At 36.0% G+C, this 12357-nt stretch carries 12 protein-coding genes; 2 read left to right on the forward strand and 10 right to left on the reverse strand.

Going from position 1 to position 12357, the window contains the following annotated elements; all coding sequences use genetic code 11:
* Positions 1 to 8: 8 nt before the first annotated feature.
* Positions 9 to 1133, reverse strand: coding sequence for an acyl-CoA dehydrogenase family protein (locus BN3004_RS01530; protein ID WP_058259521.1), 1125 nt, complete (start codon positions 1131 to 1133; stop codon positions 9 to 11).
* 230 nt (positions 1134 to 1363) lie between these two features.
* On the reverse strand, positions 1364 to 2122 hold the full coding sequence (locus BN3004_RS01535) for a Fic family protein (protein ID WP_058259522.1): 759 nt from the start codon (positions 2120 to 2122) through the stop codon (positions 1364 to 1366).
* Between the two features lie 70 nt (positions 2123 to 2192).
* On the opposite strand from BN3004_RS01535, the gene BN3004_RS01540 reads away from it, so the two are divergent.
* The gene (locus BN3004_RS01540; protein ID WP_058259523.1) at positions 2193 to 2999 is read left to right on the forward strand and encodes an SDR family NAD(P)-dependent oxidoreductase; all 807 of its coding nucleotides are present in this window, start codon (positions 2193 to 2195) and stop codon (positions 2997 to 2999) included.
* 60 nt (positions 3000 to 3059) lie between these two features.
* Here the strand turns inward: BN3004_RS01540 and BN3004_RS01545 are convergent, their stop codons facing one another.
* From BN3004_RS01545 to BN3004_RS01565, 5 genes are all read right to left on the reverse strand, one after another.
* Positions 3060 to 3323, reverse strand: coding sequence for a hypothetical protein (locus BN3004_RS01545; protein ID WP_058259524.1), 264 nt, complete (start codon positions 3321 to 3323; stop codon positions 3060 to 3062).
* Between the two features lie 8 nt (positions 3324 to 3331).
* Positions 3332 to 3733, reverse strand: a complete 402-nt coding sequence (locus BN3004_RS01550) for a GNAT family N-acetyltransferase (RefSeq protein ID WP_058259525.1) — start codon at positions 3731 to 3733, stop codon at positions 3332 to 3334.
* An 86-nt stretch (positions 3734 to 3819) separates the two neighbouring features.
* Positions 3820 to 4929 (reverse strand): ABC transporter permease, encoded by a 1110-nt coding sequence (locus BN3004_RS01555; RefSeq protein WP_058259526.1) that lies wholly within the window; start codon positions 4927 to 4929, stop codon positions 3820 to 3822.
* On the reverse strand, positions 4916 to 5959 hold the full coding sequence (locus BN3004_RS01560; RefSeq protein WP_196792453.1) for an ABC transporter permease: 1044 nt from the start codon (positions 5957 to 5959) through the stop codon (positions 4916 to 4918). The genes BN3004_RS01555 and BN3004_RS01560 overlap by 14 nt, the downstream gene beginning before the upstream one ends.
* 55 nt (positions 5960 to 6014) lie before the next feature.
* Positions 6015 to 6953 carry an ABC transporter ATP-binding protein gene (locus BN3004_RS01565; protein ID WP_058259528.1) on the reverse strand — a complete coding sequence of 313 codons (939 nt, stop codon included), beginning with the start codon at positions 6951 to 6953 and terminating at the stop codon, positions 6015 to 6017.
* A gap of 202 nt (positions 6954 to 7155) precedes the next feature.
* Here BN3004_RS01565 and BN3004_RS01570 point away from each other — a divergent pair, with 202 nt between their 5' ends.
* Positions 7156 to 7842, forward strand: a complete 687-nt coding sequence (locus BN3004_RS01570) for a phosphoribosylaminoimidazolesuccinocarboxamide synthase (protein WP_058259529.1) — start codon at positions 7156 to 7158, stop codon at positions 7840 to 7842.
* Between the two features lie 76 nt (positions 7843 to 7918).
* On the opposite strand, the gene BN3004_RS01575 is transcribed toward BN3004_RS01570, so the two are convergent.
* The 3 genes from BN3004_RS01575 to BN3004_RS01585 all read right to left on the reverse strand — a co-directional run bounded on the left by BN3004_RS01575 (position 7919) and on the right by BN3004_RS01585 (position 12356).
* A complete protein-coding gene (locus BN3004_RS01575; protein ID WP_148344886.1) occupies positions 7919 to 8881 on the reverse strand; it encodes an IS3 family transposase in 963 nt (320 codons plus the stop codon).
* Positions 8776 to 9306: a helix-turn-helix domain containing protein gene (locus BN3004_RS01580; RefSeq protein WP_058259269.1), complete on the reverse strand. Its 531-nt coding sequence runs from the start codon at positions 9304 to 9306 to the stop codon at positions 8776 to 8778. The genes BN3004_RS01575 and BN3004_RS01580 overlap by 106 nt, the downstream gene beginning before the upstream one ends.
* Before the next feature lie 77 nt (positions 9307 to 9383).
* The gene (locus tag BN3004_RS01585) at positions 9384 to 12356 is read right to left on the reverse strand and encodes a type III restriction-modification system endonuclease (RefSeq protein ID WP_058259530.1); all 2973 of its coding nucleotides are present in this window, start codon (positions 12354 to 12356) and stop codon (positions 9384 to 9386) included.
* Between the last annotated feature and the right edge of the window lies 1 nt (position 12357).

The raw sequence follows: 12357 nt of genomic DNA on the forward strand, positions 1-12357 counted from the left end.
CTTTCCTCCTATGGTATTGGTTGATCTGTGATCAATTTACCAAGCCAAATTGTAAGCACGTCTACTGATGGTGCCATGATTTGACTTGCATATGCATCTCTCATATATTTTTCTATAGGGTTTTGTTTGTTATAGCCCTTACCGCCAGCAACTCTCATTGCATCGATAGATGTTTCGATAGCTGCTTCACTTGCGTTAACTCTAGCTGCGATGATGTCAACAACTGCATCAGCGTCGCCTCTTTCAGCCTTTTCAGCTGCAAGCTTTGTAAATGCTTCTGCTGCGTGAGTTCTGTTGTAAATCTTAGCTAAGTGTATTTGAACTGTTTCAATATTTGATAGAGATTGTCCTGTAGGATATTTTCTCTTCATAGCGTGTTCATTAGCTGCTGTAGAGATGGCTTTGCCTAGACCTGAGTAAACACTTGCTAGACCTAAGATGAAGTATGGTGCAACAACTGAGAATACTTGTGCTTGACCGCTACCCCATTCGCCAATTCTATACATATCTTCAAGTTCAACATCCTTAAGAACCATTGGGCAAGATGCGTTGCTTCTCATACCCATACCGTTCCAAGCTTGCATTTCAAAATGAACGCCTTCTTTATCTATAGGAACTACCCAGTTATCGATTTCTCCTTCTTTCTTAGAAGGTACTAATACTAAGTAGTAGCTAGCGTATTCAGCTGAAGTAACCATTGACTTAGAGCCGTTTAATACGCAAGAACCATCTTTGTGTTCAATGCCCATTTCTGGGATGTAGAAGTGAGTACCTGTACCGAATTCACTATATGCAAGTGCACATAATTTTCTTTCTTCAAGGATTTCTTTAACAATCTTGTTTTTAAGCTCATCATTACCATTAGCCAAGATACACATAAGTGCTACGTTATGCATCATGTAGCATAGACCGACAGATGCGCAGCTTTCAGCTAGAGCCATACAGATTTGTGAGTGGTCCTTAATAGTACCGCCTTCACCGCCCATTTCCTTAGGTATCATCACCTTAAAGAAACCTTCTTCGCCTAGTTTGTCGAAAATTTCCTTTGGAAATTTTGCTTCTTCGTCTAATTGTTTTGCAACGGGATCAATGTATTTTTTTGCAAATTCCCTTGCTCTTTCAAATGAATTCATAATAAACCCTCCCTTTCGTGTTTATATCGATATTGCTATCGTCTTAAGTATATCACAACGATTACTTCATTACAAATAAGATTTTTCAATAGTTTCAGGCTTTTATATTGAAATTTTCTATATAAATTTTCTTCTGATATAATAAAAAATATTTAACTTGTTTGTGAAAAATAGTGATGCTTATAAAAAAGACATGCCTTAGTAAAATGACATGCCCATATATAATATATTTATTTTTCTAATTCCTTTAGCGCCTCAAGTATCAATTCCAAAATTAGCTCTACAAAGTATACCGCATCAACATTTTTATCTGAAGTGGCAAGAGCATCGTAGTAGTCCTTCTGTCTTGACTGTATCAACTCTTCGACAGGAAGCCAGTAAAACACTTCATTATAAGCGCCTAATAAAACTGTGTGCCAAAGCCTTCCCATTCGGCCATTGCCATCTTGAAATGGATGAATAAACTCAAACTCATAATGAAAGATGCTGCTCTTAATAAGTGGATGAAGGTCCGAGTCCTCATACCACTTAAATAAATCACTTACTTCTTCAGCTACAAGATCTGCAGGCGGCGCCATATGTATAAGCCTCTCACCATCGAAGATGCCAACACCTTCACTTCTGAACCTGCCGTTCTCCCTAATAAGTCCTTGCATCATAAGTCTGTGAGCTCTAAGAAGGTCGTCTATAGAACCCGGATTCATCTCAAGCATTAGCTCATAAGCGTCGTAGGCGTTTTTCACTTCTCTAATCTCGTTTGGATTGCCAAGGACCCTCTTGCCAGCGATGATGCTTGTCACCTGCTCAAGCGAAAGAGTGTTCGCTTCAATCGCAAGCGACGAGTGTATGGTCTTGATCCTATTTTCTTTTCTAAGCTTCGGATTGATTTTGCCCGGCTTTATATTTACTCTATCTAATTCGGCTTCAATTGAATCTACTAATTTAGCTATCGTTTCATTCATTGTGAATGGTGGAGCATAGTTCTTCATAGTATCACCTCTAAATATATATACCCAAAAACACTATTTGGGTATATATATACAAAGGGGATGATATATAATGAAAGTACATGTAATTACAGGCGGCGGTAGTGGTATAGGCCTTGAAATCGCAAAGGCATTTGACGATGGTCTTGTTATCATTACTGGAAGAACTGAGGAAAAGCTAAAAAAGGCGTGCGAGGAGCTAGGCAAAACTGGCAAAGCGAAGTACGCGTACAAGACTTGTGATGTCTCTGATAAGAAGAGCGTTATGGATCTACTAGCATTTGCTAATGAAAAGGGCGATTTGATGACAGTAGTCAACTCGGCTGGCGTTTCAGGCGTTGGCGCAAGTGTAGAAGCCGTTTTGAACGTTGACCTAAAGGGCACTAAGTTCATCACTGATGCTGCTTACGACTTCCTTGCAAATGGCGGCGTCCTTATAAATATCGCGTCAATGATGGGTCACATCTTACCCGTGAGCGATGCGTACATCAACGAGCTAATTGAGCCAGAAAAAGATGGCGCTATAGATAAAATCTCTGGCCTTGTTAATGGCAATAGCGATAACGCATATAACTTTGCTAAGCTTGGCGTTATCGAGATGGTTAAGGCAAACGCAATGAAGTTCGGCAAAAAAGGACTTCGTATCATGTCCGTTTCTCCTGGCATCATCATGACAGAGATGGCTAAAAATGCGCAAAGCGAAAATGCAGACATAATGAAGAAGATGGTAGAAAATACTCCAGCACAAAGAACTGGCGAGCCAGAAGACATTGCAAACGCAGTGAAATTTCTAGCAAGTGACGATGCAAGCTTCATCACAGGCACTGATCTACTTGTAGATGGCGGCTTATCACTAGTATTAAAGTCAATGTATCAATAATTTTACGCATACGAAAGGAGCAGACGATGTGATATGTCTGCTCCTTCTTTTTGTATTCGTCTAAGTCCTTGGATTTAAGCTCATTGCGACTAATGTTACGTTCACAACTAGCATAAGCATAGTCGCTGTTAAATACACTGCTAATTTTATTTTACTTGACGTACTGTCTTTATCAAATTTTTTGCTTGCCCACACAATAAATTCAGCTAGACCAAAGACAGTAAAAACAATCAATGGTGTAGTAAAAAATAGCATAGTGTCTGGACTAGAGCCTCTTTTAATTGAAAACATTATTAAAAAGTATAAAATTTCTATAATTATCATTTTGCCACCTATTTAAAATAACTCACTGTGCCCGCTTCACTTATCTCTTTCATACCAATGGCCCTGTAAAAGGCATTAGCTACTTCATCCATCGCATCGGTGTTAACTTGTATCCAGCGAACGTCCTTGTACTTTTCAAAAACTTCATTCATAAGCTTTTTAGCTAAGCCATTACGCCTATAATCTTTTTTAACAATTAGGTCTTGCACTAAGACTACGTGTTCAGCGTCACCCACGCATCTTACAAAGCATACAAGCTCATCATCATCCATATATCCAAGCGTTAATAAAGAATTTTTTATCGCCCTGCTAAGCTTTTCGTCATCAGCTAAATAAGCAGTCCAGCCAGATTCTTCGTAAAGAGCTTTTATTTGAGATAAATAGCTTTCATTTATTTCTATTAGCTTCATAAAAATCACCTCTATGAAGATAATTATATCACAAAATAATAGCGTCCACTGCATAATGTGAACGCTAAAATAAAATATTTTCAAAATTAATTAATATTGTCGTTTGTTTTTGGTTTCGCTAATACTGTTATTATTGTAAAAGCAATCGCAAAACCAAGCATAATAAGTAAATTCGTTTTTATTGCGTCAAAACTTGGATTTGAGGCTAAAACATCATTATTCTGTATATAATAGTAGCTCGGGAATATCTTTCCTATCTTTAAAGCTGTTTCGCCTAAAAACTCTTGCGGAACAAAGGCGCCGCATAAGAAGGACGAGCCGAGTGAAACTACATTCGTTACGCCTCCAACGGCGTTGTCGTTCTTAACTAAGCTTGATATCATCAGCGCCATAGGCACTATAGCAGTGGTAAATACAAGTGAGTTCAGCATCATTAGGTTTACGTGTAATTTTGAAAAATCATACTTATACAAAATCACATACAAAAGCATATACAAAAACCACACGATTAGCGCGTTTGCGATGTGCCCAAGCGTTAGATATAGATTCATCTTTTTACTTGGCACGGGCGAGGCCAAATTTCTCATGGCAATCTTCTTTCTCTTGTAAACTTTGACAATGATTGAGACGATGAGTATAATTTGTGAAAGAAGTAGATAGTTTAGAAAGTTAAAGAAAAATCTCGCGTCTTCGTCAGTTTTAACAGCGCTTCCACCTTTGATGGCTATATCAAAGTTCTTTTCTAAGTCCTCGTCACTATACTTAATCGCATCACTTAAATCAAAGCCGGCCTTTTCGTAAGCAGCCACTTGGCTTAAGTATATATTGACCTTCTCTTTAACATTCATCGCGTAGATATCGTTAGGCGCCGACCTATACAAAACTTCCCTCGCTTCGTCAAAGTCCTCAGGTATCTCAAGCATAGCGCTTATCGATCCATAGAACAATTTATCCTCGACCAAGGACTCATCCATGTCCACGATCTTGTCATTTTTAGCTAAGTATGTGCCGAGCGCCTTCGAAAGCTCCGTCCCTGCCTTGTCGTTTAAGTATATATCTACCCCGACGCTCTTGTAAGCCTCTTTGTTATCACTTTTTGTTGAAAATACAAGTAAAGCCGCAAATATAATCGTATATAGAATTATGGCTGTCCTGTGCGCCCATACTATTTTGAAATAATTTTTAAAGACTTTCATATTCTTTACCCCTCATGAAACATAGCGATACTATAATGAAAATAGCGGTAACGATGCCTAAGTAAATCATATTTTGCATAAACCTATCCATCGAATCGTAGTAGTATAGCGAGTAGACCGCATCAGTCACGATGGCAACAGGATTGATCTTGTTGATGATAGGTGCCTTCTCAGCTACAATCACCTTCATATCACTCTTCATCATACCTGCCAAAAACGACATCGTCATGGTGATGGCGATACCCAGACCTATCTTAGTGTCGATCGTTGCCTTATTTGATACGCCTAACAAAATACCGAATGTAACGCCCGTTAGTGACGATAGTGCCGACAAAGCTACAAGCGGAAGAGCTCTGTCACCAAATTCTACTCCTAAACCATTTTTTAGGTAAAATATGAAAAATAAAGTTATCGCAAAATTAATAATCCAGCTCGCAAGCACTGCAGCTCCAAGGCTTACACTCTTTTTAACAGGCGATATTGCATTCCTTTTAGCGTTAACCGAAAGATTTGCTTCGTATTGGTAAATTACATACATGCCCCACATGTAGCCGTATATAGTCGTCATACCAAGAAGCGTGTAGAAAAACGCATTGACTGAATCCATATTTTTTCTAGAAAGATCTTTTATATGATTATCCACATCCAAAATTTTGCTCAAATCAGCACGTGGATCCTTTTGCATAATCCTAGATATCATCGAAGACTTTTGTGAATACACATTCATGATCGTCTCAACTATAGTCTCAGATATGCCAGAGCGTTTAGTATAAATCTTGTCCATCGACTCGACATAGGCCTTGATACTATCGTCCTCATCCAAGATGTCTTCACTCTTTGCGCGAGTCACATTGAAGTAGCCTTCGTCCTCCATTTCCTTAATAAAACTACTAAAGTTCTCGTCCTCCATAAGGCTCTCGTTCACCGCCACGTCTATGGTCTTGAACTTCCAGTTATCACTAATGCCGCCAAAGGTCAGCTTGAAGAATATCCCTAGGACTATGGGAAAGACTAACGCCCAAAAGAGCATGTCCCTCTGCCTTAGAAGGTACTTGAATGTATTTTTAAATGAATGCAAAAACATACTAATCCCTCAAATCCTTACCAGTTAGCTCCAAGAAGACGTCGTTAAGACTAGGCTTTTCAACATTTAAAGAGCTGTAACGAATACCGTTGTCATCAAGAAGCTTGATTAAATTCATTAAGTAGCCATCGCCGTGGTCAAAGCTAAGCTTGACAGAGCCGTCCTTGTTCTCATAGCTAAGTAAGTGCTCAAACGCCTTGATCTTCGTAATGACATCATCATTTAGATTTTTCGAAGTAAAAGAGATCTTTTCATTCATAGTAATCATGTCCTTAAGCTCTTCAGAAGTGCCCTTTGCAATGACCTTCCCCTTGTCAATGATGACTATATCGTCACAAAGAAAGTCAACCTCGTCCATGTAGTGCGATGTGTAGATGATGGTCGAGCCCTCATCGTTAAGCTTTTTGATCCCTTCCAAAATACTGTTTCTCGATTGAGGGTCAACAGCCACAGTCGGCTCGTCAAGAATGATAATCTCAGGTCTGTGAGCAATGCCACATGCAATATTAAGCCTTCTTAGTAGACCGCCAGAAAGCTTTTTAGGTTTAAATTTAACAAAATCATTTAAGCTAACAAGGTCTATCGCCCTTTCGACAAGCTCCTTCCTCTTAGCCTTATCACTTATGTAAAGACCACAGAAGTAGTCGATGTTCTCATAAACACTTAGCTCGTCATAAACGCCAACGTCTTGAAAAACAACACCAATCCTTCTTTTAATCTCATAAGCATCAGGCGACATAGGCTCACCAAATATCTTTACAGTGCCCGCATCCTTCTTAAGAAGAGATAAAATGCAGTTTATAGTCGTCGACTTACCACTACCATTGGGCCCAAGTAGACCCAAGATCTCGCCCTTCTTCACGTCCAAATCCAAATTGTCAACAGCAGTGAGCTCCTTGTACTTCTTCACAAGACCCCTTACCTCTATAACAGTATCCATAATTACCTCCTTACAAGTGTTCATTATAATTATACCACCAAAACTATTAACATCGTATAAAAAATATGTAAAACGCATGTAAATTCAATTAAAATAGAAAATATACGAAGTGGCAAGACCATAAACATGGTGGAAAATGGATGCAATAGCTTTACATTTAAAAATAAATGGAGTATAATAAACATAGATTGGGGGAATAGTTTTGAAAAAGTTATACCAAGGAAAAACAAAAGACGTTTACGAATTAAACGACAAAGAAGTATTATTAAAATTTAAAGACGACGTAACAGGCAAAGACGGCGTTTTCGACCCAGGCCAAAACCAAGTCGGCCTAACAATGGAAGGCGCAGGACACAGCGCATGCCTACTAACAAAGTTCTTCTATGAAAAATTAAACGCAAAAGGACTAAATACACACTTCGTTTCAGCAGATCCAGACAAAAACGAAGCAGTAGTTAGAAAAGCAAAAGTATTTGGTAACGGCGTAGAAGTCATCGTGAGATACAGAGCAGTTGGCTCCTTCATCAGACGCTACGGACAATACGCAGAAAGCGGCATGAAACTACCAGCCTACGTTGAAATCACATTAAAAGACGACGACAGAAACGACCCACTAATTACAAAAGACGCACTAGAGATACTAGGCATCATGACAGGGGCTGAGTACGACGAACTAGTTGGCCTTGCTAAAAACATCGGCGAGTTCGTAAAAGAAGAGCTTGCAAAGAAAGACCTTGAGCTATACGACATAAAATTCGAGTTCGGTATGGTCGATGGTAAAGTCGCTTTGATAGATGAAATATCAGGCGGTAACATGCGTGCATACAAAGGAGACGAGTACGTAGAACCACTTAAATTGGAAAAGATATTATTGGAAGACGTTAAATAGATACGGGATAAATGGATAAGGAAAAAGGCTGCCATGTGATATGCACCCACAAACCCGGACAAAATAACCGCGTTTATTACACGGCTTGTAACCTGTACTCAACAGGTGACAGGCCGTTTAATTTTGTCTTTATTCTCTTGTTGTTATACCAGTCAATATATTCTCTAATAGCAGCTTCTAATTCCTCAATAGTTTTGTAGTTTTCACAGTAAAACATCTCTTGTTTTAACAATCCAAAGAAATTTTCCATGGGTGAATTATCTAGGCAATTTCCTTTTCTAGACATACTCTGTTTGATCCCATATTTTTCAAGTGTATATACCCAACTCCTATGTTGGTAATGAAAGCCTTGATCGGTGTGGATCATTAAGTTATGCTTTACAGGTATGGTTTGTATTGCGTCTTTTAATGACTTTAGTGTGAACTCTACTGTTGGAGATTTGCTTATGCTGTAGGAAATTATTTCTCCGTTATACAGATCCATTATTGGAGATAGGTAGAGTTTTATTTCCGAATTTCTTATTCTAAACTCTGTTACATCACTTACCCATACTGTATTTATCTTATCCACATAAAAGTCTCTATTTAAATTATTTTTAGCAACTTTACCTACATTGCCTTTGTATGATGAGTAGGCTTTTCTTCTTAAGCCATACTTGTTACATAAGAGATTGTTTTCTTTCATGATTCTAAGAACTTTTTTATGGTTCATAATTATGCCTTCTTTTTTTAGTTGTAAGCACACTCTTCTGTAGCCATATCTTCTTTTGGATTCTTCAACTACTCTCTTTACTCTTTCAATATCTTTGGCTTCTTTTGTATTTACTTCCTGTAGTTTCTTCTCCCATTCATAGTAAGAGCTTTTTGGCAAATCAGCAGTCTCTAGCCAATACTTTAAAGGTAATTTCTTGTATTTTTGCCTTAGTTCAAAAATTATTTTGGTCTTTTCTTTGTTTTTTGCAATCTCTTTTGAACTAAGGCTTCCAGTTTTTTTTCGTATTCTAGCCTTGCTTTTAGGTATAGATTTTCTTGTCTTAATTTAATTAACTCTTCTTTTTCTGAAGGGGTAAATTCATTTATCTTATCTTTGCTCATATTAGAATCTCCTAGTTTCTTTGGCCTTCCTCTCTTCCCACATAAACCTTCAAAACCTTTTTCTTTATACTTCCTTTGCCAGACAGCTATTGTGGATGGCTGTTTGATTTTGAAGTGTTCTGCAGTTTCTTTGTAGGATAGACCATTTATTTTCCTATATTCTATCACAGATAATTTAAATTCTCCACTATATGAACTATTTTTAATACTTTTCTTGAGGCCTTCTTCACCAAACATTCCATATGACTGAATCCAATTTCGAATTGTATCTTTAGATATCCCATATTTTTTCGATAGATAAATTTGTCCATATCCTTCTTGGTTTTCTTTTACTATTTTTAATTTCTCTTCATATGTTATTTTTTTCATTAAAATACCCCCTTATTTCCGTGTCCGGATTTAAGGGGGCAGTACACATGAAGGTAGCCTTTTTTGTGTGGGTTTATTTAATTTTCTTTAACTATACTACTAATCATAGAAACAATATCGTCATTTTTTAATTGCTTCTTAAATACAACGTTTACTCCATCCTCTTTCATAGTCTCAAAGAACTTTTCAGCTGATTTTATTCTTAAATCTTCTTCACTTCTAAGAGACTTTTCATCTTTCATGTCCTTTGTCTCTACAATAAAATTAATTTGTGACTCGCCATCTTTTTTATTTATTACATACATAAAGTCTGGACTTGTTGTTCCTCCAGTAAATAGTGGTATCTGTATAGATCTGCGAGGTATTTTACCAAAAACAACTACATCAGCTATATCGCTTTTTACTAAAGTTTCTTTTTCTTTTGGACTATCGTATACTACAGCATCATAAATGAATTTTTTAGGCACAGCACAATTATCATCTCTATATAAGCCTAAGAGTCCTTGAGATATACTATCTACCACTTCGCCTTTATAGTTAGTTAAACTAGTTTCTTTTATATTTACATCTAGAGCTTTATATGAAAACTTCTTTATAAGTTCTTCATCTAGCCAAGTATTAAACTCACTTACAACAGCTTGTATGCTTTCCTTCGTAAATAGTCTATCATCTATACGTTCATAGTCGTGATAGTACTTGCAAAGCGCTTGATGAATTAAATTTACAGGTACCGCAATTTGTTTATTCATTTGCTTTAAAAATTCAGAATATGTCAATTTTTCATCAACCGTGAAGAAATTACTTACTCTATCTTTTAAAACTACCGCACCATTTTCTGATTGAAGTCTTGATGTTTTTGTCAATATATTAGTGTCTTTATATACATCTGAACTCAATATTTTATATAAGGCATCAACAAGTTCTTGATCTGGAATGCTTTCAAACTTCATATAGTATTTTTGATTTACTTTTTCCCAAAGTTTTCTAATAGAAGTAAATTTATCTTTTCTAATATTAACAACATTTTTCTTTTTTCTTCCATCAATAATTTTACTTGGCTTTAAGTTATTTATTGCTTCAGGATAGTCTTGATACAAGTCATCAAGCTTTTCTGTTTTTATATTGCCATCCATATCAATATATTTTTTGCTAAGCATATCAAGGAAAATATCATCTTTGTCTTTACTCATAATAGTCGACAACTTAGGCAATATAGTTTTAACGTTCATTAGCTTATTGGCTTGGTCTGAATTTATTTCATCTAAAAGTTTGCTTGCAAAATCTTTTTCAGAATAATCAATCAAATACTTTAAATAAAATTGTTCATCAGAAATTCTTTGACCCTTTTCATCAACTGGTAGCCTTAGTCCTCTGCCTACTTCTTGAAGTTTGCTAATTTCAGAGCCAGAAGACCTTAGCTTTACAATTTGAAAGACATTAGGATTGTCCCAGCCTTCTTTTAAAGTCCACTTTGAAAAAATAAATCTCATTGTGTTCCATTTGCCTTTATCATCCTTAAAATTTAGTAAATAATCTTTATCTTTAAGAATTTTATCAATTTCTTCCTGAATTTCCTTATCAGAAGATGCATTGTCCTGACTAAAATATCCGCCATTAGTTTTGCTAATAACTTCTAAAGAACTTTCTAAGTATTCTTTGTACTCTAATAATTTTTCATCTTGTCTAGTATCTAGTTCTTTATCAATATTATTTATTTCATGTTTTATATGCTTTTTAAGTAAATCTTCAAACTTTAGTCTTAAACTACCTTTACCCCCATCTTCATCTCTATATGAACTAACAGAGTCTATAAAAAATAAACTAAGCGTTTTTATTTTTTTACTTCTCATAAAATTTTCTTTTTCAGATTCAAAATGATTCACTAAGGCTTGTTTAAGCATGAGCTCTTGATAAGTATCTGTATATATGCCACCATATATAATATCAGACTTAGAAAGAACTTGACCATTTGATAATCTAACGCCGCTCTTAATCCCATCGTCTCCAAGCTTTCCTATTTCATCAACACTTAGTCCTGAAAAGTCATTACCAAAAGAAGCTAGAGACTCGCCTTTTTTGAATTCAATAGTTTTCTTGTTTATCTCATCTCTAAATGTACATACTTTAGGGGTTTTCTTAAAATCCATCAGTTTTAGTTTGCTTTCATTCTCTTTTTCAGCATCTATCATATATGTCTCTACACCTTTTACAAGGTTTTGATTAAACGCTTGGACTGAATTTAGATTAAAAATTAAATTATTATAATCAATCTCATTGTTTTTAATCTCTGGGAATGTCGCACCAAACCTAATTATACATTGAGGATTGATTTCCTTAAGAAGTGTTTTGTATGCTGAATTAGATTTTTTAAATCTATGTGGTTCATCAATGATAACGACTGGTCTTGTTGCTTCAAGAGCCTTATATGGTTTAGTAAATGTACCAATAACAGTTTGATCATAATCAGTAGCCATAGTGCTTTTTGATAAAAGCATACCAGAATTCATAAGCAATACTGAAAACTTATTTTTCTCTAAACTTGTTCCTCTTACAAACTCAGCTACAGCTGCTGGAAAAAGTTTTCTGCCTTTAGGATTTTTTTGAGCCTCTAAACTTGTTAAGAATAGTTTTTTATTTGGATAAAGATCCGCAAAATGCCTCTTTGCATAATCAGCAGTTAAAAAGCTCTTAGACCCCTCTCTAATTGCAGTTGTAGGAACAAGAATTATAAACTTATGAAAACCATATAATTGATTTAGTTCATACATCATTCTTGTATAGCAATATGTTTTTCCTGTTCCTGTCTCCATCTTTATGTCTAAGCCTAAATAGTCATCTTCGTCACTCTTTCTCCACGCTTGAGGAATGCTAGGAAGTTCTTCATATCCGTTCCATAACTCATTAATATTATTATTTATTTTTTCATCCTGCAAATCAATAATTGGATTCGCGTACACATCGTTTGATTTTTTTATAGCTACTCCATCAAAAGCTTTTTTTATAGCTGTCAAAAAATCATTTTGATGTGGCAGTATTGTTAACTCTATCATA

Origin of the sequence: Fenollaria timonensis (assembly GCF_001457835.1) — a bacterium.
Taxonomy (GTDB): Bacteria; Bacillota; Clostridia; order Tissierellales; family Peptoniphilaceae; genus Fenollaria; species Fenollaria timonensis.